We start from the raw sequence: 25557 nt of genomic DNA, 5'->3' as shown, positions 1-25557 counted from the left end.
GAACACGGGATGCGGCTCGGAACAAAATTGGACAATCTTTCTTCCAAAGTCGCTTGATAGCGCAATCCCGTCAGTGCATTACGCATTCTGGCATGGCCGCGGCCGCTTCGTGGATTAGGTTCGCGATGTGGTTGCCTTGGCTTGCGCCTTTGAAAATTTGAGGAAGTCCGATGCATAATTTTGTCCTGACCGTCACCTGCAAGTCCACCCGCGGTATCGTTGCTGCGATTTCGGGTTATCTTGCCGGCAAGGGTTGCAACATCATCGATAGCGCCCAGTTCGACGATCTGGACACCGGTCGTTTTTTCATGCGCGTCAGCTTCATCTCCGAGGAAGGCGTAGCCCTTGATGTCCTGCGTGAAGGCTTTGCGTCCGTCGCCGCACCTTTCGACATGAATTTCGAGTTCCACGACAACGCGCATCGTACCAAGACATTGCTCATGGTTTCGCGTTTCGGCCATTGCCTGAACGATTTGCTGTATCGCTGGAAGATCGGAGCCTTGCCGATCGATATTGTCGGGGTGGTATCGAACCATTTCGATTATCAGAAGGTTGTCGTCAATCACGACATTCCGTTCCACCATATCGCCGTTACCAAGGCCAACAAGCCGGAGGCTGAACAGCGGCTGATGGATATTGTTGAAGGCACCGGCACCGAGCTGGTGGTTCTGGCGCGTTACATGCAGGTTCTGTCCGACCAGCTTTGCCAGAAGATGTCGGGCCGGATCATCAATATCCACCACTCCTTCCTGCCGTCATTCAAGGGGGCAAACCCTTATAAGCAGGCCTATGAGCGTGGCGTGAAGCTGATTGGCGCGACCGCGCATTATGTCACCGCAGATCTCGATGAAGGCCCGATCATCGAGCAGGACGTGGCGCGTATCACGCATGCGCAGAGCGCCGCCGACTATGTGTCGATTGGCCGTGATGTGGAAGCGCAGGTTCTCGCGCGCGCCGTTCATGCACATATCCATCACCGCTCATTCCTCAACGGTAATCGCACCGTTGTCTTCCCGGCTTCTCCCGGGTCGTTCGCTTCCGAACGCATGGGCTGATCGACCGGTCGATATTTACGCACTGACGGTCTGCAAATGGCGCTTCTCTGCGCTTCCGGTGCTCATGTACCTTAAAGTTCACTCCGCTCCGGTTCTCGAGAAAGCGCCATTTTCGCCGCGTCACTGCAAAAATCTCAACTGGTCGATGCGTCGCGCCAAGAAAAAACCCCGCCGAAGCGGGGTTTTATTTTGACCTTAATAAAACCGATCAGTCGATGTCGAAGGAAACGCCCTGTGCGAGCGGCAGAGCCTTCGAGTAGTTGATGGTGTTGGTTGCGCGGCGCATATAGGCCTTCCACGCGTCCGAACCCGATTCACGACCGCCGCCGGTTTCCTTTTCGCCGCCGAATGCGCCGCCGATTTCCGCACCAGACGTGCCGATGTTGACGTTGGCGATGCCGCAATCCGAACCTTCAGCCGAAAGGAAGCGCTCTGCTTCCTGCAGGTTGAGCGTGAAGATCGACGACGACAGGCCTGCGCCGACAGCATTGTGGCTCGCCAGAACGTCGTCAAAGTCGGAGTACTTCATGACGTAGAGAATCGGGGCGAAGGTTTCTTCGAGAACCGGGCCTTCCTGCTTCGGCATTTCGACAATGGCCGGACGCACATAGTAAGCGTTTTCATGGCCAGCATCGACGCGTTCGCCGCCCTGTACCTTGCCGCCGTGAGCAGCCGCTTCCTTGAGCGCCTTCTGCATGTTGTCGAAAGCGACCTTGTCGATCAGCGGACCAACCAGAGCGCTGGTTTCAAGCGGGGAACCAACGGTGACGCTGGCATATGCCTTCTGCAGACGCGGGACGAGAGCGTCGTAAACGCTTTCATGCACGAAGAGACGACGCAGCGTGGTGCAGCGCTGGCCAGCGGTGCCCATTGCGCCAAATGCGATTGCGCGCAGCGCCATGTCGAGATCGGCCGACGGGCAGACGATGCCGGCATTGTTGCCGCCGAGTTCGAGAATTGCGCGAGCAAAACGCTTGGCAAGGCGCGGACCGACTTCGCGGCCCATGCGGGTCGAGCCGGTAGCCGAAACAACCGGAACCTTCGGGCTGTCGACGAGAACTTCACCGATTTCACGATTGCCGAGCAGAAGCTGCGAGATGCCTTCCGGGGCATCGCCAAAACGCTTCAGTGCGCGCTTGAAGATCGCATCGCAGGCAAGAGCGGTCAGAAGGGTCTTTTCAGACGGCTTCCAGACGACCGAGTTGCCGCAGACGATTGCAAGAGCGGCGTTCCACGACCACACGGCGACGGGGAAGTTGAAGGCAGAGATAACGCCGACAACGCCGAGCGGATGCCAGGTTTCCATCATGCGGTGGCCAGCGCGTTCGGTTGCGATGGTGAGGCCGTAGAGCTGGCGGGACAGACCGACTGCGAAATCGCAGATGTCGATCATTTCCTGCACTTCGCCAAGGCCTTCAGAAGGGATCTTGCCAGCTTCGAGCGAGACGAGACGGCCCAGGTCTTCCTTGGAAGCACGCAGTTCTTCGCCGAGCAGGCGGATCAGTTCACCGCGCTTCGGCGCCGGAACATTGCGCCAGGCACGGAAGGCTTCATCGGCCTTGTCGATGATCTTGACCGCATCTTCCTTGCTGTGGGTCTTGACCGCAGCAATCTGTTCGCCCGAAACAGGGCTGAAACCGGCAAGGTCACCGCCGGTATAGGCCGATGCATCCACGCCCAGTTTCGAAAGCAGATCGGCTGCTTCCTTCTTCACGTCGATTTTTCTTACAGCGGTGTTCATGGCTTTCCTCTCTGTATGAGTTGTTTGCGCATAATCCTGTCCGAAAAGTCTGCAACTTTCCGGGGTTATGCGTTTATTCTGCCGCTTCGAGCCCTTTCAGGCCTGCCTTTACGGCTTCGATGGATTCGCGTTCGATGCGGGCGTAGTGCTCGAATTCATTAAGCACTTTCGCGCCCAGATCATCCTCGAAACGCTTCTGGTTGGGGCTTTCAACAAATTCCTGTGTTTCGTCGTCGCCCAGATTGGACTGGAATATACCGGCAGCACTGACCGGCAGGAAGTCTTCATAGATGATCGGGTCGAACTGAACTGCACCTGCTTCAATCAGAACCTCGATATCGGTACCCGGCTTGAAAGCTTCAAGCTTTGCAGCGTCCTTGACCGAATAGGCGAAGTAGCCGAGGCCTGCTTCGCGGATGCCAGCCCATGTATCCGGGAAGGCTGCGAAAGTATCGCTCAGGGCCTTCACATATTCAGCCGCATTCGACCCATCAGGAGCCGGGCGTGCAACGGCGCGGGTGTCGTTGAGCAGCTTGTCGTAAAGCGCGCGGCCCTTTGGCGTGAGCGCCACGCCGCGTTGTTCAATTTCACCGAAACGGGCGGTATGCGAGCCCGGCGTCCAGGTGCCATCCGCATTGACGAAAGACACTTCTTCTTCCAGCGCCTTGAAAGAGGTCTGGCGCAGAAGGATCGGGCACTTGCGGGTGGGCGGGCCTTCGACAACTGCTTTCGGGTTGATGCCGCGTTCCGGCATCTGAGCCTGCACGGCATCAATGTCGAGCGTGCGCGGTGTCAGATGGTTGATGTGCGGCCCCTTGAACGACACGACATCGGCGATCAGGCGATGGGCGTCGTGCAGGCGGTGGTAAAGCTCGGCACTGACATTGGCGTGATCGTGCCAGCGGAAGGTTTCAAGCACTTCACCGACGAAGGCTTTGGCGTCGTCGTTGTTGAGACCGCCTTCGGCTTCAGCCTTTTCGACGAGAGCAATGGCGCCAGTGGTGAAGATATTGCGCTTTGCCAGAACTTCGTCCGATTCAGCGCGCAGCTTTTCATCGGCGATGAGGTCAAGGCGCAGAAGCGATGTGAAGACGCGGAACGGATTGTGTTTCAGGGCAGCATCGTCGACCGGGCGGAAGGCGGTCGAATGGACCGGGACGCCAGCGGCACTCAGATCGTAATAGCCGACCGGGAACATGCCCATGACAGCGAAGACACGCCGCATCATGGAAAGCTCGGCAGCAGTGCCGAGACGGATTGCGCCGTGGCGCTCTTCCGAGATGCGCTCAAGCGAATCCGTTTCTGCCAGACGTTCATGCAGATGGCTGTCATCGGCCAGTACCTTGGCGTTCACATCGGCAACAAGTTCCATCAATGTGCCATAAGCAGGCACTTCCTGCTTATACATGGCAGACATCGCGGCCGAGAAGGCAGAACGAATGGCGTCCGGTGAAACGAATTTCTGGTCTTTCATGCGAAAATTTCCGTCGAGTGGGGCATCTTCGGGTGGTGCATGTCTTGTTTGGGAGGATCATGCATGGATTATGATGAAAATGTATCATATAGACCGTTTTGCGGTTATGCTTGCGACGAAAGCAACTATGTTAATGCGAGAATGGAATGAAGCTGAGCAGAAGACTGATCCCGGACATCGCCACGCTGCAAGCCTTTGAATGCGCTGCGCGCCACGGCAGTTTCACCCAGGCTGCGCATGAACTGAATCTCACCCAGAGCGCTGTCAGCCGTCAGATCAAGGATCTCGAAAGCCAGCTCGGAGTGCTGCTGTTCGAGCGCATTCGCCAGCGCATTCTTCTGTCCGACGCCGGTCGGAAATTCCTCCCGGAAGTGCGGCGTCTTCTGAACCAGACAGAGGATACAATGTTGCGCGCCATGGCTTCGGCGCAATCCACGTCTTCTTTCAGCGTGGCGACCCTGCCGACATTCGGCACGCGCTGGCTGATGCCCCGCATTCCTGATTTTGTCGAGAAGCATCCGGGTATCGCGTTGAATGTTGCGTCGCGTTCCGGCGTTTTCGATTTCGAGGAACAGCCTTTCGATCTCGCAATCCATTACGGGCAGCCGGTGTGGGCCCACGCTACTTGCACTTTCCTGTGCAGCGAAGTCATCGTTCCGGTCGCAAGTCCCAGCCTGTTGCAGCTACGTCATCCGGCTGCCCCGGCAGAGCTTGAAAACGAGCCCCTGTTGCATCTTGCGACACGCCCTAAAGTGTGGGCGCAGTGGTTTGAAAGCTGCGGTGTGGAAGGCCAGTCGGCCTATCGCGGCCATCGTTTCGACCAGTTCTCGATGGTCATCGGTGCCGCATTGGCCGGGCTGGGTTTTGCGCTTCTGCCGCTCTATCTGATAGAGCAGGAATTGCGCAGCGGCGAACTGGTCATGCTTTTCGAGAAGCCGATGCGGACCGAGAATGAATACTATCTCGTCGTGCCGGAAGGAAAACTGGAAAACCCGCTGACGCAGGTGTTCTGCCAGTGGATTGCCGGGCAGGTTGGAAATACGGACTATTCGATGCTGGTTCATTCCAAACCGGAATGAATTGTTGCGCAAATAACGCTGTCCAAGCGGCTTTCGCGGCGTGAAATAGAAACAGCCGGGCAGTGTGCCCGTATTCCACGCGAGCGGTCGATCATAAAAAGACCGGGGGCCGCTCTAACTGTTTGTTTTTACGCATTTCCGAACGCAAAACCACTTTACAATTTTGCTGGAAATGCTCGGTATGAAATGGTTGCTCTCAATGCTGAACGATCCGCGCTCACATGGTCTTTGGGAAAAGACCGCTCCTGCCGCTCCCAAGACCACAGCGCTGCAAGGTGATCTGACTGCGGATGTGGTGATTGTGGGCGGCGGGTTCACTGGCCTGTCTACGGCCCTGCATCTGGCCGAAAAAGGCACGCGGGCCATCGTTCTTGAAGGTATCGAGATCGGTTACGGCGGTTCGGGGCGCAATGTCGGCCTGGTGAACGCGGGCATGTGGGTCATGCCGGACGATCTGCCCGGCGTGCTTGGTCAGAAATATGGCGACCGTTTGCTCGATGTTCTCGGCAATGCGCCGAAGCTGGTTTTCGAGATTATCGAGAAACACAAGATTGCCTGCGAAGTCGAGAAGCAAGGTACGCTTCATTGCGCTGTCGGCAAAAAGGGCCTGAAAGAACTTGAAGATCGTTATGAGCAGTGGGCGCGTCGGGGCGCCAATGTAAAGCTGCTTGATGCGAGAGAAACCGAGGCCAAGGTCGGCACGAAAGCCTATGCCGGATCGCTGCTCGACCTGCGCGCCGGTACGATCCAGCCGCTGGCCTATGTGCGCGGGCTTGCCCATGCCGCCGTTGCCGCTGGCGCGACCATCTTTACCGGAAGTCCCGTGACCGGCGCTGAGGAAAAGAATGGCAAATGGGTCGTCAAGACCGCCAAGGGTTCGGTCACGGCCAATTGGGTGGTCGTGGCGACGAATGCCTATACCAATGCGCCTTGGGCGGAAGTGCGCGCAGAACTGGTTCACCTTCCATATTTCAACATGGCGACGAAGCCACTGTCGGATAATCTCAAGAAAAGCATTCTGCCGGAACGTCAGGGCGTATGGGACACGAAGGAAGTGCTTTCGTCCTTCCGTTTTGACCAGCAGGGCCGCCTGGTGTTTGGCAGCGTAGGGGCGCTGCGCAATACGGGTGCTGCCGTGCACAAGGCATGGGCGAAGAAGTCGTTGAAGCGACTGTTCCCGCAGATCGGCGAAGTCGAGTTCGAAGCCGAATGGTATGGCAAGATCGGCATGACCGATGACAGTCTGCCCAAATTCCATCGCCTTGCGCGCAATGTGGTTGGGTTCTCCGGTTATAATGGCCGTGGCATCGCGCCGGGAACTGTCTTCGGGAAACTGCTTTCGCAACTCGTTTCAGGCGAGATCAAGGAAGACGATCTGCCGCTGCCGGTCAGCGATCCGAAGGAGCAGAATTTCCGTGGTCTGCGCGAAGCCTATTACGAGGCCGGCGCACAGATTGCACATGTAGCCGAGATCGTCATCTGATCTGCCGACCGGTTCACCGGGGATAAGGTTTGCGGCTGTCATAAAACCGCAGTGCAATTCCTCTAATGCCATCCGCATCTTCTCCATGCTTGGAGAAACGGATGGCTGTTCGGCAAATGCCTCAATGCCTTACAAGCCTTCCGCTGGATATGATTCCGCCGGAAGGCTTTTGCTTTTCCGGTTTCACGTTGCAGGATGTTTGACAGGTGCACCATGAATGGAAATGATCGTGCCTATCGCCATGGCAGTATCTGCGCGCTATCACTTCGCACGCGTCAGGATCGCACCGGCATCGCCGGTCATGCTGGCGAACATTATACAGAAATTCGAGGAGCGAATCCCATGAACAAGATGCTGAAGCGGGCTGCTGTCGTACCTGCGCTTCTTGCTCTCTCCATCGCCGTAGCGCAGGCCGATACGTTGACGCTTTATACGTCGCAGCCGGAAGCAGATGCGACCAAGACAGTTGAGGCTTTCCGCAAGGCCAATCCCGATACGGATGTGCAGATTTTCCGCTCGGGCACGAGCGAACTCCTCACCAAGCTTGCTGCCGAATTTGCGGCTGGCGCACCGCAGCCCGACGTTCTTCTTATTGCCGATGCGGTGACGATGGAAGGCCTCAAGAAGGACAAGCGGCTGCTCGCATATCCGGAAGCCAAAGTCGACGGCTTTGCCGCAGATAGCTATGACGCCGACAAGACCTATTTCGGCTCCAAGCTGATCACCACGGGCATCGCCTATAATACGGGTGCCGCGCAGAAGCCTGAACATTGGGCCGATCTCGCCAAGGCAGACTACAAGGGCCAGGTTGTCATGCCGAGCCCGCTTTATTCCGGCGCTGCGGCCTATCTCTTGAGCGGTTTTGCGCTCAACAAGGATCTGGGCTGGGATTACTTCAAGAACCTGAAGGCCAATGAACTGGCAAGCGTCAAAGGCAATGGCGCTGTGCTGAAGTCTGTTGCCAGCGGTGAGAAGCCTTACGGCATCCTGGTCGATTTCATGGCGCTGAACGCCCAGGCCAAGGGCTCACCGGTCGAGTTCGTGTTCCCGTCGGAAGGCGTGCCAGCCGTGACCGAGCCGGTCGCAATCATGACAACCGCCAAGAATGTCGATGGCGCCAAGAAGTTCGTGGACTTCATCCTGTCGGATGACGGCCAGAAGCTGGCGCTGGAGCAGGGTTATCTGCCTGCCAAGGAAGGCGTTGGCCGCCCTGCATGGCTGCCGGAAGGCACCAAGATCAACATCATGTCTATCGACACTCAGAAGGTTCTCGATCAGACTGATGCGGACAAGAAGCAGTTCTCCGAGCTGTTCGGCGGATAAGGCATCTCGATGCGCATCATGAAAGACCTTCAGGGCCGCGATGCGGCCCTGATTGCTGGCGTAACATTGATCGTGGCGGTTCTGTCGCTTCTGCCGATGGGCAGGCTGCTGGTCGAACTGGTCGCGCCGCAGGGACAGCTTTCGACATCGGCGCTGGTGGAAACACTTGGCAGCCAGTCCACCTGGGTCGCCACATGGCATTCGTTGCAGATCGGTATCGGCGGTACTTTGCTGGCGCTGGTGTTCGGTATTGTCGCGGCACTGCTCGTCGGGCTGACAAATATGCGCGGCCGCAATGTCTTCGTTCTTCTTTATGTGACACCACTTTTGATCGCACCCCAGGTGACCGCGCTGGCATGGCTCCAGCTTTTCGGGCCGTCAAGCCAGTTTCTGAAACTCCTCGGCATGGCACCGCCGCTTGGCAGCCGCAATCCGCTCTATTCCGTCTGGGGCATTATCTTTCTGCTCGGTGTTCAATATGGCCCACTGGTTTTCCTGATCGTGCGGGCGGGCCTGCGCAAGCTGCCGCGCGAACTGGTCGAAGCCGGTTTGAGCGCGGGTGCGAGCAGATGGACCGTGCTGCGCAGCATCATTCTGCCGCTGATGACGCCATCAATCATCGGTGCTGCGGCATTGGCCTTCGTTTCCTGTGTAGGCAATTTTGGCATCCCGGCATTTCTCGGCATTCCGTCGAACTATCTGGTTTTGCCAACGCTGATCTATCAGCGCCTTGCGGGCGGTGGGCCGGCGGTATTGTCCAGCGTTGCGGTGCTTTCTGTCCTGATCGGGCTGATCGCCATGGCTGGCATTGCCGCGCAGGAATATGCGTCCCGCAGACGCGATTTCCGCATTGTTTCGACATCTCTGCCTGCCGCCCCATTTTCGCTCGGCCGCTGGCGTTTGCCAGCGGAAGCCGCCGCATGGCTGCTGATTGTCGTCGTCCTGTTCCTGCCGCTGATCGGCCTCACGCTTTCTGCTCTGGTTCCGGCCTATGGTGTGCCGCTTACGTTTGCCACGGCGACAATCGAGAATTTCCGCTTTGTGCTGCTTGAACATGCAGGTGCTGCGCGGGCTTTCCGCAACAGTGTCGGTCTGTCGCTGGCGGCGGCGTTCTTTGCAGTGCTGATCGCAGTTCCGCTTGCCTATATGCTGGCATGGCGCAAGCGTCGCTGGACGCCGGTGCTCAATTTTGCAGCCGAAATGCCATATGCTCTGCCAGGCGTCGTGCTGGCGATCGCCTGTCTGCTTCTGTTTCTGAAACCGCTGCCGGTTGTTGGCGTCAGTCTTTACAACACGCTCTGGATCATCCTGTTTGCCTATCTCGCACGCTTCTTTGTGTTGGCTCTGCGTCCGACAGTCGCCGGGTTGCATCAGATCGACCGTGCGATGGAGGAAGCGGCACGCGTTGCGGGCGCGGGGCTTTTCTATCGGCTGCGCACGATTATATTTCCCCTTGTCGCACCGGCAACGCTTGCGGGTGGAGTGCTCATTTTCATGACCGCGTTCTGCGAGCTTACGGTTTCGGCGCTTCTGTGGGCGTCGGGATCGGAAACGCTGGGTGTGGTGATGTTTTCTTTCGAACAGGCGGGCGATTCCGCCTATGCTGCGGCCATATCCATACTGGCTGTTGCGGTGACATTCATGCTGATGCTTGCAACAAATCTGTTTGCGCGGCGTCTTCCAAATGGAGTGCTGCCATGGCACGACTGAAAATTGATCAGGTTTCCAAGACCTTCAATGAGTTTCAGGCCCTGTCTGAAGTGTCTCTCGACGTGAAGGACGGTGAATTCGTCGCCATTCTCGGCCCGTCCGGTTGCGGCAAGACCACGCTTCTGAGGATGATTGCAGGCTTTGAAGACGTCGATGGTGGGGAAATTCACATTGGCGAAACGCGTGTTTCCCATGTTGACGGTAGCGTGCCGCCTGAGAAACGTCAGGTCGGTATCGTCTTCCAGAACTATGCGCTCTGGCCGCATATGACTGTAGCGGAGAATGTCGGCTACAGTCTGCGGGTGGCCAAGGTAGCGAAGGTCGAGCGCGAGCGCCGGGTGAAGGAAGCTTTGGCGCTGGTCGATCTTGAAGGTTTCGGCGATCGCCGCCCGGCCAATCTTTCGGGCGGTCAGCGGCAGCGCGTGGCGCTTGCCCGCTGTCTGGTGGCCGCACCTTCGCTGGTGCTGTTCGATGAGCCGCTCGCCAATCTCGATGTGCATCTGCGCGCCTCGATGGAAGACGAGTTCGCCGCCTTTCATAAGCGCACCGGCACGACGATCATCTATATCACCCATGATCAGGCGGAAGCCATGGCCCTGGCTGACCGCATCGCGGTGCTGGATCACGGAAGGCTTCAGCAGTTCGACACGCCGCGAAAGCTTTACGAGGAACCCGCCAGCGAAATGGTTGCGTCTTTCATCGCTCACGGCATGGTTCTGCCTGCCGAGGTGGTGTCTTTTGCGCAAGCGGGACATTGTGAAGCGCTGGTGCTTGGCAGCCGCGCGCAGGTACGGTGTTCGGGCACCGAAATGCCGCGCGCCAATGCGCAGCTCTGCGTTCGAGCAGAGGACCTGGCATTGACCGAAACCGGTGGCATTCCGGTTCGCGTCAAGCGCTCCGTCTATCGCGGCGGCGGATCGCGGATCGAGGCATCCCCAATTGCGAAGCCGGATACTCACCTGCATTTTGAGGTGCGTGATCCCGTGCGGCTGGAAGAAGGCGATGAAGTTCGCGTCGCCATTCGCGGTGGCTGGATCATTCCCACCGATGATATGCCGGTGAGAAAAGTCTCAACCGGCTTTCCAATCGGCAATAAGATCTGAATGTGAACAGGGCGGCTTTGAGACCGCCCTTTTTGCCTATTTCTTCTTCATCGCTTCCAGCAAGGCAGCGCCGAAACCGCCGGTCGATGGTTGTTCCTGTTTGCGTTGTTGCGTGAAGTTTTTAGCGGGCCGCTGGTCGCGGCTTGCAGGACCACGCGGGGCAGGAGCTTCGCCACCATCCTTGCGCATCGTGAGGCCGATGCGCTTGCGGGGCACGTCCACTTCCGTCACGCGCACCTTCACCACATCGCCAGCCTTGACCACTTCATGCGGGTCTTTGACGAAACGGTCGGCCAGTTGCGAGACATGGACGAGGCCGTCCTGATGCACGCCGATGTCGACGAATGCACCGAAGGCCGCAACATTGGTCACGGTTCCTTCCAGCATCATGCCGGGCTTCAGGTCCTTGATATCGTCAATGCCGTCGGCAAAGGTCGCTGTCTTGAATTCCGGTCGCGGATCGCGGCCCGGCTTGTCAAGCTCGGCAATGATGTCACGCACAGTTGGCAGACCGAAGCGTTCATCGACAAAAAGGCGCGGATCAAGGCTCTTAAGCGCCGCGCTGTCGCCCATGAGGCTGCGCACATCGCGACCGCAGGCGGCGACGATCTTCTTGGCAACGCCGTAGGCTTCGGGGTGAACGGAGGAGGCATCGAGCGGCTCCGTGCCGTTGGGAATGCGCAGGAAGCCCGCACATTGTTCAAAAGCGCGGTTGCCGAGGCGGGCGACTTTCAAAAGCTCCTTGCGGTTTTTGAAGGCTCCTGCTTCATCGCGATGGGCAACAATCGCTTCGGCGAGAGATTTTCCAAGTCCCGAAACACGCGCCAGCAGCGAGGCGGAAGCCGTGTTGAGATCGACGCCGACAGCGTTCACGGCATCTTCCACCACCGCATCAAGTGAACGCGCCAGGCGGGATTGATCGACGTCGTGCTGGTATTGGCCAACGCCGATGGATTTCGGCTCGATCTTGACGAGTTCGGCCAGAGGGTCCTGCAGGCGGCGGGCGATGGAAACAGCGCCGCGCAGCGACACATCAAGTTGAGGAAATTCGGCGGCGGCTGTTTCGGACGCCGAATAGACCGACGCGCCTGCTTCCGACACGATGACCTTGAGCGGCTTGGGGGCGGGCATGTCCGAGAGCATATCCACGACAAGACGTTCGGTTTCACGGCTTCCCGTTCCGTTGCCGATGGCAATCAACTCGATCTTGTGCTTGCGGACGAGACTTGCAAGTTCGGCCTGCGTGCCGCGCACGTCATTCTTTGGCGGGAAGGGATAGACAGTCGTGGTGTCGAGCAGCTTGCCGGTGCCATCGACCACCGCGACCTTCACGCCCGTGCGAATGCCGGGATCGAGACCCATCGTCGCGCGAGAACCGGCAGGGGCTGCAAGCAACAGATCCTTGAGATTACGGGCGAAGACGTTGATAGCTTCTTCTTCGGCGCGCTCGCGCAGGTCGCGCATCAGGTCGAGCGACAGCGACAGCGAAAGTTTCACGCGCCATGCCCAGCCCGCGACTTCCATCAGCCAGCGGTCGCCGGGAAGCGTCGCACCGATATTGTATGCGGCGGCAATCTTGCGTTCGACCGGCTTTACAGGCGAGGTGTCGTCGGCATCGATTTCAATGTCGAGCGACAGGAAATCCTCATTGCGCCCGCGCAGCATGGCCAACGCCCGGTGGCCTGCAACATTTGCCCAGCGTTCGGAATGATCGAAATAATCGGAGAACTTCGCGCCAGCTGCCTCTTTGCCATCGACAACGCGGGAGCGGAGAACTGCACGTTCCTTGAGATAGTTGCGCAAATTGCCGATCAGTTCGGCGTTTTCGGCAAAGCCTTCGGCAATGATGTCGCGCGCGCCATCAAGTGCAGCCTTCACATCGGCAACATCGGCGGTGATGTATTGGGCCGCAATTTCGGCAGGCACAAGCTTGCGGTCGGCAAGAATTGCTTCGGCCAAAGGTCCAAGGCCGCGCTCACGGGCGATTTCCGCCTTGGTGCGCCGCTTCGGCTTATAGGGGAGATAAAGATCTTCCAGTTCGGCTTTTGTCTGGACGCCCGCAATCTTCAATTCCAGCTCGGGTGTCAGCTTTCCCTGGCCGCCAATCGATTCCAGGATCGACGTGCGTCGGGCTTCCAGTTCGCGCAGGTAGGCGAGGCGTTCTGAAAGCTGGCGCAACTGCGTGTCATCAAGGCCGCCGGTGACTTCCTTACGGTAGCGTGCAACGAAAGGCACCGTCGCGCCTTCGTCCAGCAGGCCGATGGCGGCGAGCGCCTGATCCGGCTTTGCGTTGATTTCCGCCGCGATGATCCCGGCAATGCGCTTGGTAATATCCGCCATGTAGGTCCCATTTCTTGATCGTCACGGGGAACATAGTCGGATGCCGGTTCGGCGCAATCAAGGCAGTATGGATGTTCCACAGGAAAGGCGTCCGTATTCTCGTTCACGGCGATGTGAACTGCCGGCATCTTTTTAAATCGGATTTTAGCAATACTTATATCGGGAAATGACGATACGCATCGGAAGATCAGCGAGGTGACTGCAATGTCGGATGTTCAGCCTATACCCCTGGACGAGATATTGAAGGCGCTCGCCAATCCTGTGCGTCTCGACATTTTGAGCTGGCTCAAGGAGCCGGAGAATCATTTCTCCGGCCAGCACATGCCTCTGGAGATGGGCGTGTGCGCGGGCCAGTTCGAACGGTGCGGGCTCTCGCAGTCGTCCGTTTCCGCTCATTTGTCCGTGCTGACAAAGGCGGGGCTGATTACGCCCCAGCGCGTCGGGCAGTGGACCTTCTACAAGCGCGACGAGGAGGCGATAGCCGCCTTCGTCAAAGCCCTTTCCGATCTTTAATCCATCCTGAAACCGCTCTTTCCCACTTGCCCAATCTTTCCCATTTGAAGGAAATGTATCCATGGCCTCATTGTTCGATCCCGTTACCATAGGCGATCTCAAGCTCGCAAACCGCATTGTCATGGCGCCTTTGACGCGCAATCGCTCGCCGCGCGCCGTGCCCAACGATCTGAACGTTACCTATTACGAACAGCGCGCAAGTGCGGGCCTCATCGTCACGGAGGCAACGCCGATCAGCCATCAGGGACAGGGCTACGCCGATGTTCCGGGCCTCTATTCGGCCGAACAGCTCGCGGGCTGGAAGCGCGTGACCGATGCCGTGCACAGCGCAGGGGGCAAAATCGTCGTTCAGATGTGGCATGTGGGCCGCATTTCACATACCACCTTGCAGCCGAATGGTGGCCAGCCGGTCGCGCCTTCCGCGATCACGGCAAAGTCCAAGACCTATCTGGTTCAGCCCGACGGCACGGGCGCATTCGTGCCAACATCCGAGCCGCGGGCACTGGACAAGAGCGAACTGCCGGAAATCGTCGCCACCTACGGCAAGGCTGCCAAGGATGCCGTCGAGGTCGCGGGTTTCGATGGCGTGGAAATCCACGCCGCCAACGGCTATCTGATCGACCAGTTCCTGCGTTCGGGCAGCAATCACCGTACCGATGAGTATGGCGGCTCGATCGAAAATCGCGCCCGTTTCCTGTTTGAAGTCGTCGACGCCGTGACGAAGGCGGCCGGTGCAGGCAAAGTAGGTATCCGACTTTCGCCCGTGACGCCAGCCAATGATGCATCCGATCCTGATCCGCAGCCGCTGTTCGATTATGTGGTCGAGAAACTGGCGGATTATGGCCTGGCCTATATCCATATCATCGAAGGTGCGACGGGCGGTCCGCGCGATTTTCAGCAGGGGCCGCAGCCTTTCGATTATGCGCGTCTCAAGCAGGTCTATCGCGATGCGGGCGGCAAGGCTGCGTGGATGGTCAACAACGGTTATGACCGTGCGCTTGCCGAAGAGGAGGTCGAAAGCGGCCGCGCGGACGTCGTGGCTTTCGGCAAGCCCTTCATTGCCAATCCGGACCTTGTGCGTCGTTTGAAGGACAATGCGCCGCTGAACGAACTCGACCAGCAGCATATGTATGGCGGTGGGGCCAAGGGGTATACGGATTATCCCGTGCTTGCCTGATCATGCGAAGACAAAACCCGGCTAAATGCCGGGTTTTTGTTATCAGAGCCTTGCTCGTGTCGAGCGCGGCGTTGCCAGCAGCAGATTGGTTTCGCTGGCCTTGATACCCGGCACCAGCCTGATGCGGCGCAGCACGGCGTCGAAATCGGTGAGCGTCGCAGCGCCAAGTTCCACCACAAGATCGAAGCGGCCATTGGTGGTATGGATCGCCGATATCTCTGAAAAGCCGCCAAGCGCTTTGACCACGCGGTCGGCGACATGCCCTTCGATTTCGATCATCATGATGCCGCGTACCGGCAGATCGACCGCATCCGAGCGCAGGATGACCGTATAACCGAGAATATCACCGGAATTTTCCAGCCGCTCCATGCGAGCCCGCACCGTTGCCCGCGAAACACCGAGATCGATAGCAATATCCGAAATGCTGCGTCGCCCGTTGTGGCGCAATAGCGTAATCAGCTTTTCATCCAGATCGTCCATGCTTTCTCCATTTTGAAAAGCCAAACCGACATTCTGATAAACCAAACCGATAAAATTGCCAATCCGGTTGCTTCACATCGCCAAGCGTAAATGGTGAATCTTGATCTGGATATTCAGAAGGACTCCAATTTATGCATTGCAAGATTCTGGGACTGCCCGTTCAGGAAGGCACTGGCCGCGTGGGCTGCAATATGGGTCCTGATTCCTACCGTGCTGCAGGCATTGCCTCGGCCATCGAGGAACTTGGCCACGAGTTTACCGATCTCGGCAATCTCGCCCCGGCTGTCCAGCGCCCGCTGGAGCATCCGAACCCTGCAATCAAGGCTCTGCCCCATGCCGTTGCCTGGATCGAGGCAATCAGCGAAGCGGCCTATCGCGAAAGCGCGGACGGTTTCCCGATCTTTCTCGGCGGCGATCACCTTCTTGCCGCCGGCACAGTTCCGGGAATTGCGCGCCGTGCCGCTGAAAAGGGACGCAAGCAGTTCGTGCTCTGGCTCGATGCTCACACGGATTTCCATACGCTGGAAACGACAACCAGCGGCAATCTGCACGGCACGCCTGTTGCGTATTACACCGGCCAGAAGGGCTTTGAAGGTTATTTCCCGAAGCTCGCCGCGCCGGTCGATCCAAAAAACGTCTGCATGCTCGGCATCCGCAGCGTCGATCCGGCGGAACGGGAAGCAATCAAGCAAACCGAAGTCGCCGTCTATGATATGCGCCTGATCGATGAGCATGGCGTTGCGGCCTTGCTACGCCGCTTCCTTGAGCGCGTGAAAGCTGAAGACGGCCTTCTTCATGTCAGTCTCGATGTCGATTTCCTCGACCCGTCCATCGCGCCTGCTGTCGGCACCACGGTCCCGGGCGGCGCGACTTTCCGCGAAGCGCATCTCATCATGGAGATGCTGCACGACAGCGGGCTGGTGACGAGCCTCGATCTCGTCGAACTCAATCCCTTTCTCGATGAACGCGGACGTACCGCCACCGTCATGGTGGACCTGATGGCGAGCCTGCTTGGCCGCAGTGTCATGGACCGCCCGACGATCAGTTACTAAAGAATGCTCAAGGAGCAATGATGACCCAACCCAACCTCAATATCGTTCCCTTCGTCAGCGTCGACCATATGATGAAGCTGGTGCTGTCCGTCGGCGTGGAAACCTTCCTCAAGGAGCTTGCCGATTATGTCGAAGAAGATTTCCGTCGCTGGGAAAACTTCGACAAGACGCCACGTGTGGCGTCGCACTCGAAGGAAGGCGTGATTGAGCTGATGCCGACGAGCGATGGTACGCTTTACGGCTTCAAATATGTGAACGGCCATCCGAAAAACACGCGTGAAGGTCTCCAGACCGTCACGGCCTTCGGCGTTCTGGCCGATGTGGGCAGCGGCTATCCGATGCTGCTGACCGAAATGACCATCCTGACCGCATTGCGTACCGCAGCGACTTCGGCGGTTGCTGCAAAGCATCTGGCGCGTGAGAACTCCCGCACGATGGCCATCATTGGCAATGGTGCGCAGAGTGAATTCCAGGCTCTGGCTTTCAAGGCTATCCTGGGTGTCGACAAGCTGCGTCTTTACGATCTCGATCCGGAAGCAACTGCCAAGTGCATGCGCAACCTGCGGGGCGCCGGTTTCGACATCGTTGCCTGCAAGACGGTTGAAGAGGCCGTCGAAGGCGCGGATATCATCACCACTGTCACTGCGGACAAGGCCAATGCGACGATCCTGACCGACAATATGGTCGGCGCTGGCGTGCATATCAACGCGGTTGGCGGCGACTGCCCTGGCAAGACGGAACTGCACGGCGATATTCTGCGCCGTTCCGACATTTTTGTCGAATATCCGCCGCAGACCCGCATCGAAGGCGAAATCCAGCAATTGCCGGAAGATTATCCGGTCAATGAGCTTTGGGAAGTCATCACCGGCAAGATCACGGGTCGCAAGGATGTCCGCCAGATCACGCTGTTCGACTCCGTCGGTTTCGCCACGGAAGATTTTTCTGCCTTGCGCTATGTGCGCGACAAGCTGAAGGATACCGGCCTCTATGAGAAGCTGGACCTGCTTGCAGACCCCGACGAGCCGCGCGATCTCTACGGCATGCTGCTGCGCCACGAGAAACTGCTGGAAGGCGAAAAGACCAAGCCTGCGGCCTGATCTTTCTCATTTCTAGGAGCGATTTTACTCAGCTTCACCTGTTGCAACCCTGCCGCGCTCGACGTGCGGCAGGGTTATGTTTTTTCAATCAGTGCGATAAATCCTTGTGCCGGGCACGATTTCCATTATTGCAGAGGGTACTTCTGAGATTGGGGATGCATCGGGCATGGATGACAGGGTGGAAAACGCAACATCCTTCAGGCAATCGGCAAATACCATCCGGTCTGCCGCCAGCCCTCTCGTCTTCAGCGATACGCTCGGGCTTTATCAGCGGCCCATTGGTGAAGCTCTGGATACGGTCGTCTTGTTTGCAAGCCCCTGGGGGCTGGAGGAACTCTGCACGACGCGGAAGTTCTGGCGCATCATAGCCGACAGGCTTTCAGCGCGGGGCGTAGCTTCCTTCCGTTTCGACTGGCCGGGTACTGGCGACGGCCGCGACGACATCGATTTTTCCAAAGGTCTGGAACTCTGGCGCAATACGCTCGCAGAGGCGGCCCGAAAAGCGCGTGCCCTGTCAGGGGCAAGCCGTGTCGTTATTATCGGGCAAAGCCTCGGAGGAGCCGTGGCTGCCGAAACGGCATCGCAGATCGACGGCGTTGCGGCCCTGGCGCTTCTGGCACCGGTTATCTCCGGGCGGTTCTACACGCGGGAACTGGCAGTCTGGTCGAGCATGGTCGATGCCGATCTCGGGCTTACGGACGAGCAAAGGATCAAGAACAGCGTTTCCATCGCCTCCCTGACGATGCAGCCCGAAGTAGCCGACGATGTGAAGAAGATCAATCTTCTGGCGCTGGAGGCAAAACCTGCGCAACGGTGCCTGTTGCTGGCGCGGGCGGATCGCCCCAACGATGCCGAATTGGCGGCGCATCTGGCAAAGCTTGGCAGCGATGTGACGGTCGAGTCTTTCGACGATTACGACAAGCTGATTTCCAACCCCGTCATCTCGCGCCTGCCGCTGGAGGTGGCGGAACGGCTGGTCGACTGGGTGGCCGGTCTTGCAGGTTCCGCGCCTGCACTGAACACGCCGGATGAAGACGCCCTTGGCGGCACGTTGGCGGGCGATGGTTTTGTCGAAACACCTGTTTCTTTCGGCTTTGAAAACCGCCTTTCAGGTGTTCTCTGCGCACCTTTGGGCGAGCGGCAAGGCAGGACGGTCCTGTTCCTTTCGTCATCCTACGACCGGCGCGTCGGATGGGGACGCACGACCGTCGATATGGCGCGCAAGCTCGCGCGAGAGGGCGTTGCGTCCCTGCGCTTCGATATTGCCAATGCTGGCGACAGTCCGCCCAACCCCGATATGCCGGAGCAGGTGCTCTACACGCATGGGCCGGAGGCCGATGTTGCCGAAGCCCTCGACTATCTTGACGCCCTTGGCTGGGGCCGTCCCGTTGTCGCGGGGCGGTGTAGCGGTGCATTTCTCGGCTTCCATAGCGCCGTCAAGGACGAACGCATTTCCGGCGCGGTACTCGTCAATCCGGTCACGTTCTACTGGGCGCCGGGACGCTCTGTCGATGATGCCGTTCGTGAAGGCAATCGCACGCTGGAGGATTATGGAAGCCGAGCGTTCCGCGCCGAAACATTCCAGCGCCTGTTCCGCGGCGAACTGGATATCCGCGCCATCCTGCGTAACCTTACGCGCGGCGTAGCGGGGCGTATTCGCGGTCTGGCACGCAAGTTTTTGCGCCGTCACACTGAGGAAGGCCGGGCGGTCTACTCGGCTTTTGGAGAGCTGAAACAGCGTGAGGTTCCGCTGGCGCTCATCTATGCCGAAAAGGACCCCGGACGCGAACATTTCAATTTCTATTTCGATCAGGGGGGCACTGGCGTTCCAGGGTTCGACAATGTGTCGGTCGCCATCATTCCCGATGCCGATCATAATTTGACGCCGGAGCATTCGCGCGAAGTCTATATCGACGCGATCCGCTCTCTGGCCCTGAAGTAATCAGAACCAGACGATCCGCGACGAACCGGCGATGCGAATTTCCCCGGATGGCTTTTCCGGTGTTTCCTTGCGCGGGATAAGTGTGACGCGTTTCGTTTCGTAGGGGGCAAGGTGAAACCAGTTTTCGGCTGCGCGCCAGTCGCCCGCATCGATGCTGACGGACTGGGCCAGAACTGGTGTTTTGAGATCAAGGAACCAGTTCCCGTTCTCTTCCACAGTTACGGCTTCGATGGCGGCGTCGTGAAAGGCCTTTGTCCGTCCGAGCGGAAAGTGAAACGCCTCGGCGATGGTAATATCATTATGCTTCAATCGTGCGACCGTCACGTCATGCGCTGGCGGGCCGAAACGATAGGCATAGGTGACATCGAAGAACGCGCCGAACAGATCAGTTGCCGGGATGGTAATTGCTGAACGGCCGGCAATCGAAACATCGCGGCGGCCAGAAACCACCGGTTGCGAGCCGGCACGCAGGCACGCTAATTCAAGCGTAAGATCAGTGATTTCTGTCTGCTCGTTCAGAATATGAATCGCGAGACCGTTGACACCTTCGTCGGTGAAGGCAAGCTGCTGTGGACGGAAGGCGCGCTTTAGCCCATACCACGATGGCTTGGGTTCGCCGGTCGCATCGATCATGCCCCACCCGGCACCGGGCAGAAGGTCCTGAAACATCCAGGCCAGCGCACCGAAACAGGTGCTTCCCGGTCGTCTCCATTCGGCAAACGTCGTTTCCATCACTTCCGCAGTGACAGCGCGGGACAGATGGAGATATTGTTCCACATCCTCGCGCCGCAGCCGCGCTGGATCGTAACCGTATAACATCTCCAGATAGCTATCCCGCACATCCTCGAAATCCCAGGATACACCACGGTCGCGGGGTACGCGTGCTTTCCAGCGGGGATCGTGGACCGGCGGTACATCGAGATGGGTTTTCAGCGTGCGTGCTTCCGGCACGTTGGAGAAGGCGAGGCATTCGGTCGCAAAGCGCACCTCGGCCCGCCGCGCATCTTCCAGCGGACGGCAATAGGCGCTGACGCCGTAATAATGGCTGACGCCTTCATTGCTGATGAAGGGAAGGGCGCCATCGCAGGGTGAATTCGGCACATAGGGAATATTCGGGCAAAGCTCGCTGGCGATACCGGGCAGGATTTCCTCGGTAAGCGGACCTTTCCATGTTGCTTCCGGCAAGCCCATCATCGCGCCCTGCTGATAGATTTCGCTGCCGCCGCAAAGGACGGTCAGCGATGGAGCATGGCGCACGGCAGCGAGAAGCTGAGAGGCTTCGGCCCGCACTTTCTCGACAAATGCCTCGTCCTTCACCGGGTAATCGAAGTTGGCGAACATGAAGTCCTGCCAGACCATGATGCCCAGCTCGTCGCAAAGCGTGTAGAAATCTGGTGTCTCGTATGTGGTGATGCCACTCAGCCGCAGCATGTTCATGCCCGCTTCCTGTGCGAGCTTCAGCCATGGTTCGTAATCGTCGCGCGTGCCGGGCAGGCGGACAATATCGGACGAACTCCATACTGCGCCGCGACAGAAGATTTTCTCGCCATTGATCTTCAGCGCAAATCCCTTGCCGTCCGGTCCGCGATCGACCTCAATGCGGCGGAAGCCGGTGCGTCCGAGCGATCGGATTTCTCCGTCGAGAGAAAGTTCAACATCATGAAGTGCAGGATTGCCATGCGTGTGGGGCCACCACGGCTCAACATCGGGAAGCGCTAGCCTTGCCGTCCAATGACCGCCGGCTCCTCGTTCGCAAATCGCCTGTTGCCCCGCGCAATTGAGGACGAGCGTACCGGCTTTACCGCTATAGGTAAAATCAACCTGAAGTTCGCCTTCGCCGGTTTCGCCAAGCCTTGCCCGGATGGCTATGTCCGATATGGTTTCAGCATCGGGGCGGCTGATCGTGACGGGACGCCATGGGCCTAGGGCATGCACTTCCGGGCACCAGCCCGGCATGTAACCAAGCGCGGTCGTGCGGATAAGGCGAAGGCCCTGTGTATTCATCAGTTGCGTGCGCCAGCGAGCCCTCGGGCCCTTTTGATTGAGACGAGGTTCGAGCGCACGAAAACACAGAGCAATCTCGTCCTTGCCGGTCAGCGCAACGGGCAGATCATGGCTGAGAAACATGCTGTCGGTCTGCAACAGCAATTCGCCGTTGAAAAAGACATCGCAGATGGTGGCAAGCCCGCCAAAATGCAGTGTTGCAGGACCGGGTTTATCTTCAAGGTCGAGGAAATACCAAGCATCCTGATCGTCCAGTGGTACAGGACTTTTTCGGTCAAAGCGTCTGGAGATTTCCAAAGCTTCCGCCACCGTGCCGGGCACCGGCGCGTCATTGATCGCCCCACCGGACTTCGCATCATGCGGCGTTTTTGCCGCGTCAGGGGCAGTGAGAACGAGCCGCCAGCCGGTCGAGAGCGGGCGGCTCGAAGGACTGGGTTCAAGCCGCATCGCGATTGAGTTCCGTTGCAAGCGCTGTCATCAGCCGATCCCAGGCATCTGCCGCGGGTAGAAGCGTTCCGGCCAATGCGTCGAACTTCTTGCGCATGACGGCGCGGGCAAGCTGGAACTGAACGGCCTTTGCCGTTTCTGCAATCTGCAACGCATCCGCCGAGGCTGTTGCGAACCGCTTGCCTTGCCCGAGCCACTCAAGATGGCTGGCGGCCAGTTCAAAATTGGCGCCAAGCTGGCGCAGCGTGTTGAACGCATATTTATGGAAGAAGCCGAACGGACGTTCCGCGATTGCTTCCACCTGAGCGGGAAAGACGCTGGCAAACGCGCGGACCGGGTTTTCTTTCGGCCTGCGTGCGAAGTGGCGCGGCAGAAGGATTTCAGCGACGCGTCGTTGATGTCCTTCATCCGGCACGTTCTTCGGGAACTTGGCGAATTCCGTATAGGGCAGAAAGGGCAGGTCGGTTTCCGTCGGATGGCGCTGAAAGACGCCATCGAAATCCGCGCCTTCGAGATGGTAGAAACCGCCATTGTGGAAATAATCGAGCTGACGGTTTTCAACATCCATGCGGTTGATGGCGATGGTGGTCTTGCCGTGCTCGGTGCGGTAGCTGACGCCATGCGTATCAGGCATGAAGTAGCTGTCCATTTCGACCATGCAGAGGCGTCCGCGCGCGATCTGCTCGGCGACATGGCTTTCCACATGATCGAAGATTGCAAGCTCCGTGGCCCGCACGCCGTAAAGGGCTTCAAGATCTTCCAGCGGCACCTTGAAGAAAGTGAACTGGTCGCCCTCGAAATCCTGCGTCAGCGTGAAGCCGAGCATGGCTTCCGGAGCGACACCCAATGTTGCCAGCACTTCGATCCAGAGATCGACATAGCAGTTGGTTTCCGGCCAGATACGCGTCTGGGCATGCAAAGCGTGCGGCGTATAACGGTCGGGCGCGATGTTCGGAAAGACAGCCTGCATAGCCGCGCTTAGCCCCACAGTGTCTTGCGTGTGTTTTCGGGCCAGTCCTCGACGTTCAGGCCATGATGGTGGAAGAGCGCCAGCGCGATACGTTCCAGCCCGAAGCCGACACAGGCCGTATGAGCCACGGCACCGTCATCGAGCGAGAGGCCCCATTTCAAGCCGAACTGGTCCTGATGATAGTTGAAGCTCATGCAGGCGGTCGGCTTTTCGACGCTGGTGATGGGGATCAGCAGCTCGAACTTCAGGTTCTGGTCGCGCTGGTTGTTGACCAGCATCTTGCCCGCGCGTCCGAAGAACGGATCGTTGGCGACGTCGATTTCAACCGGCAGTCCAACCTTCTTCATCATTTCCGTGCCGCGGTCGATCCATAACTGGCGGAACGCCATTACGTCGGCTTCGGTGCCCATACGCACATATTCGCGCATGCGGAAAAGCTGCTGGCGGGCAGGGTCCACCGATGGCTCGTGGCGGAAGCAATAGGATTGCAGGTCGTAAAGCCCGCCGCCCTGCGGCAGCGGCCCGCGCCTGGCAATGGTTGGATAGAGCGGATAGCAGGCCGCAGGCGTCAGCACGATGTCGGTCGCTTTCTGCTCCAGCGTCCAGTCCTTGCCCTCATCCATGCATTTGATGAGGTTGATATGATCGAGTTCGCAGCCGCAGAAGCTGTGCACGGTGCCAGCCAGTTGCGGAAAGCTCTTCATATAGCCGCTTTGTTCGAAAAAAGCGCGGTTCATGCCGGGCGGGAAGCGGATTGCTTCGGCGCCGTCATTGCCTCCGGTACGGTCAACCAGCCGCTCGAAGGCGACAATCACATCCTCAAACTGGCCGGAGCGTCCGTAAAGACCTTCGACGCCGGTGTCGATCAGGAGACCGGAATCGAAGAGCCGGTCGAGAAATGATCTCTGAGCATCCATGGCGATTATCCCAAAAGGCTGGTGTTCTGTTTGTGAATGAGCAGCATGGTGGCCGTATTGCCGAGGATGCGCTCGTTTGAAATCATCAGCTGCGCGGAATGCGCGTCGCGCAGATGGCGTCCGAGGCTGAAGGGCGTACCATTCTTGTAGCCCATGATGCCGCAGACCAGCATGGCGTGATTGATGATCTGCAAGATCGTCTGCGAAGCGGCAATCTTGAGATTGTTCATCGCGATCGCAAAGCCCATGGAAGCCAGCTTGTCCGGATCGTGTTTCGCTTCACGATAGGTCTTGAGGCAGGCGACGATTTCGGACTTCAGCATCTGAAGCATGTTGGATGCTTCGGCGACGCGCAAGGCACCCGGCTGCGGCGCACCCGGATTGCGCTTTGCGGCGGCGCGCACAAATGCTTGCGCCCGGTTGACCGCATCGACGGCGATGCCATACCAGAGCGAGCTCCACAGCGTATGCGACTGGGCCAGCATGGACTGCGCTGCGATTTCAGCGAAAGGATGCGGCAGGATCTGCACCTTGTCGGCTTCGCCACGGAATACGAACCCTTCGGAACAGGTGCCACGCATGCCGAGCGTATCCCAGTCATGGGTCTTTTCGAGCGTGTACTGGTCTTTCAGGAACACGGTCATCACCTGATCCGACGATGCGGCGTCTTTGTGTGAGCGCGATGTGATCAGAATGGCATCTGCGTGAGAGCCATAGGAAATGACCGTGGCATTCTTTTCCAGGCGGCAGATATCGCCTTCAACCTCAACAGCGCAGATCGAGTTGCGCAGATCACCGCCAATGCCGCCTTCGGTCGTAGCCGAAGCGAGCAGCAGCTGATCCTTCGCGACCCTGCGCATGAAGTCCCGGTGCCATTCGACCGTCTGTCCGTGTTCCACAAGGCTTGAAAGCTTGATGTGATGCATGGCGAAGATCATGGCGCTCGACGCGCAGGACTGACCAAGAATGCAGCACAATTCTGCAATCTGGTCTATCTCTGCGCTCTCGCCGCCTAGTTCGCTCGGCACCTGAATGCCAAGCAGACCTTCCGCTTTCATCGCATCGATTGCTTCGCGCGGGAAGCGGCCTTCCTTATCGACGCTATCGGAAAATTTACCCGCTATGGCCGCAACGCGGCCTGCGCGCTCTGAAAGACTGTTTCCCGCCCCGGCATTCATTATGCAGCCTCTTTGTCCTTGAGAATCTGGGTGATCGTCTGTTCGATGGCCTTGATGCTCGCGAAAGACTTGCGGTTGAGGTACTGGTCCGGAAACTCGATATCGAACTTGTCTTCAAGGCCGAGCATAAGCTGCACCGAGGCGAAGGAGGACAGTCCTGCGCTATAAAGATCGGCGTCGTCGGTGATGTCGGCCACCGGCGTCGGCAACCCGCCGACCTTGGTCAAAAGCTCGCGGATGGATTCGTTCATATTCACTCTCCCTGCATATCCGCCCAGATGGAATGTTCGCGTTTGAGTTGACGGAATATCCGGTCTTTGGGCTTTCATAAAAAGCTGCGGCAACTGTTCGAAATTCTGATCGATTATGCAAGCGACATATTTCGAATATTAGCTATTTCGCAAACAGGTCGCAGTGCGTTTCGCCTTATCTGCTCCCGCAAGCCTTTATTTTCTATTGACGTGACTGGGTA

At 58.3% G+C, this 25557-nt stretch carries 20 protein-coding genes; 11 read left to right on the top strand and 9 right to left on the bottom strand.

Features of this window, described 5'->3' with window-relative positions; genetic code table 11:
• Positions 1-170: 170 nt before the first annotated feature.
• Entirely contained in the window at positions 171-1055 is an 885-nt protein-coding gene (gene purU / locus J9800_RS09855) for a formyltetrahydrofolate deformylase (protein WP_112585614.1), read from the top strand.
• 208 nt (positions 1056-1263) lie between these two features.
• Here the strand turns inward: purU and amaB are convergent, their stop codons facing one another.
• A complete protein-coding gene (amaB, locus tag J9800_RS09850; protein WP_114216248.1) occupies positions 1264-2796 on the bottom strand; it encodes an L-piperidine-6-carboxylate dehydrogenase in 1533 nt (510 codons plus the stop codon).
• Between the two features lie 73 nt (positions 2797-2869).
• Positions 2870-4270, bottom strand: a complete 1401-nt coding sequence (hglS, locus tag J9800_RS09845; protein WP_114216249.1) for a 2-oxoadipate dioxygenase/decarboxylase HglS — start codon at positions 4268-4270, stop codon at positions 2870-2872.
• A 146-nt stretch (positions 4271-4416) separates the two neighbouring features.
• Here hglS and J9800_RS09840 point away from each other — a divergent pair, with 146 nt between their 5' ends.
• The 5 genes from J9800_RS09840 (at position 4417) to J9800_RS09820 (ending at position 10968) form a co-directional block, all read left to right on the top strand.
• Entirely contained in the window at positions 4417-5349 is a 933-nt protein-coding gene (locus J9800_RS09840; RefSeq protein WP_112585620.1) for a LysR family transcriptional regulator, read from the top strand.
• Positions 5350-5548: 199 nt separating this feature from the next.
• Entirely contained in the window at positions 5549-6832 is a 1284-nt protein-coding gene (locus J9800_RS09835) for an NAD(P)/FAD-dependent oxidoreductase (RefSeq protein ID WP_114216383.1), read from the top strand.
• A 342-nt stretch (positions 6833-7174) separates the two neighbouring features.
• Positions 7175-8155, top strand: a complete 981-nt coding sequence (locus J9800_RS09830; protein WP_114216384.1) for an ABC transporter substrate-binding protein — start codon at positions 7175-7177, stop codon at positions 8153-8155.
• A gap of 9 nt (positions 8156-8164) precedes the next feature.
• Positions 8165-9865 carry an ABC transporter permease gene (locus tag J9800_RS09825; protein WP_114216250.1) on the top strand — a complete coding sequence of 567 codons (1701 nt, stop codon included), beginning with the start codon at positions 8165-8167 and terminating at the stop codon, positions 9863-9865.
• A complete protein-coding gene (locus J9800_RS09820) occupies positions 9853-10968 on the top strand; it encodes an ABC transporter ATP-binding protein (protein ID WP_114216251.1) in 1116 nt (371 codons plus the stop codon). Before J9800_RS09825 ends, J9800_RS09820 begins: the two co-directional genes overlap by 13 nt.
• Before the next feature lie 36 nt (positions 10969-11004).
• On the opposite strand, the gene J9800_RS09815 is transcribed toward J9800_RS09820, so the two are convergent.
• The gene (locus J9800_RS09815) at positions 11005-13308 is read right to left on the bottom strand and encodes a Tex family protein (protein WP_114216252.1); all 2304 of its coding nucleotides are present in this window, start codon (positions 13306-13308) and stop codon (positions 11005-11007) included.
• A 204-nt stretch (positions 13309-13512) separates the two neighbouring features.
• On the opposite strand from J9800_RS09815, the gene J9800_RS09810 reads away from it, so the two are divergent.
• Together J9800_RS09810 and J9800_RS09805 are read left to right on the top strand one after the other, a co-directional pair.
• The gene (locus J9800_RS09810; protein WP_114216253.1) at positions 13513-13821 is read left to right on the top strand and encodes an ArsR/SmtB family transcription factor; all 309 of its coding nucleotides are present in this window, start codon (positions 13513-13515) and stop codon (positions 13819-13821) included.
• 61 nt (positions 13822-13882) lie between these two features.
• Positions 13883-14998: an alkene reductase gene (locus J9800_RS09805; RefSeq protein WP_114216254.1), complete on the top strand. Its 1116-nt coding sequence runs from the start codon at positions 13883-13885 to the stop codon at positions 14996-14998.
• Positions 14999-15040: 42 nt separating this feature from the next.
• Here J9800_RS09805 and J9800_RS09800 read toward each other — a convergent pair whose 3' ends face one another.
• Positions 15041-15478 (bottom strand): Lrp/AsnC family transcriptional regulator, encoded by a 438-nt coding sequence (locus J9800_RS09800; RefSeq protein ID WP_112585634.1) that lies wholly within the window; start codon positions 15476-15478, stop codon positions 15041-15043.
• A 131-nt stretch (positions 15479-15609) separates the two neighbouring features.
• Here J9800_RS09800 and rocF point away from each other — a divergent pair, with 131 nt between their 5' ends.
• The 3 genes from rocF to J9800_RS09785 all read left to right on the top strand — a co-directional run bounded on the left by rocF (position 15610) and on the right by J9800_RS09785 (position 19569).
• Positions 15610-16530, top strand: coding sequence for an arginase (rocF, locus tag J9800_RS09795; RefSeq protein WP_114216255.1), 921 nt, complete (start codon positions 15610-15612; stop codon positions 16528-16530).
• 20 nt (positions 16531-16550) lie between these two features.
• Complete coding sequence (gene ocd, locus J9800_RS09790; RefSeq protein WP_112585638.1) at positions 16551-17627, top strand: ornithine cyclodeaminase; 1077 nt, start codon at positions 16551-16553, stop codon at positions 17625-17627.
• A 166-nt stretch (positions 17628-17793) separates the two neighbouring features.
• Complete coding sequence (locus J9800_RS09785; protein ID WP_114216256.1) at positions 17794-19569, top strand: alpha/beta hydrolase; 1776 nt, start codon at positions 17794-17796, stop codon at positions 19567-19569.
• Here J9800_RS09785 and J9800_RS09780 read toward each other — a convergent pair whose 3' ends face one another.
• Genes J9800_RS09780 through J9800_RS09760 form a run of 5 tightly spaced genes read right to left on the bottom strand, consistent with a single transcriptional unit; the run spans position 19570 to position 25336 of the window.
• The gene (locus tag J9800_RS09780) at positions 19570-22020 is read right to left on the bottom strand and encodes a glycoside hydrolase family 2 protein (protein ID WP_114216257.1); all 2451 of its coding nucleotides are present in this window, start codon (positions 22018-22020) and stop codon (positions 19570-19572) included. It lies immediately after the preceding gene.
• On the bottom strand, positions 22010-22990 hold the full coding sequence (locus J9800_RS09775; RefSeq protein WP_114216258.1) for a DUF1839 family protein: 981 nt from the start codon (positions 22988-22990) through the stop codon (positions 22010-22012). The genes J9800_RS09780 and J9800_RS09775 overlap by 11 nt, the downstream gene beginning before the upstream one ends.
• An 8-nt stretch (positions 22991-22998) precedes the next feature.
• Complete coding sequence (locus J9800_RS09770) at positions 22999-23907, bottom strand: amino acid--[acyl-carrier-protein] ligase (protein WP_114216259.1); 909 nt, start codon at positions 23905-23907, stop codon at positions 22999-23001.
• A gap of 5 nt (positions 23908-23912) precedes the next feature.
• A complete protein-coding gene (locus J9800_RS09765; RefSeq protein WP_112585648.1) occupies positions 23913-25085 on the bottom strand; it encodes an acyl-CoA dehydrogenase family protein in 1173 nt (390 codons plus the stop codon).
• Positions 25085-25336, bottom strand: a complete 252-nt coding sequence (locus J9800_RS09760; protein WP_112585650.1) for an acyl carrier protein — start codon at positions 25334-25336, stop codon at positions 25085-25087. Before J9800_RS09760 ends, J9800_RS09765 begins: the two co-directional genes overlap by 1 nt.
• Positions 25337-25557 lie beyond the last annotated feature (221 nt).

This window comes from Ochrobactrum sp. AP1BH01-1, assembly GCF_018066705.1.
Lineage (GTDB): Bacteria > Pseudomonadota > Alphaproteobacteria > Rhizobiales > Rhizobiaceae > Brucella.
Note: the sequence above shows the minus strand (reverse complement) of the source record. Positions and strands in the feature narration are given on the sequence as shown.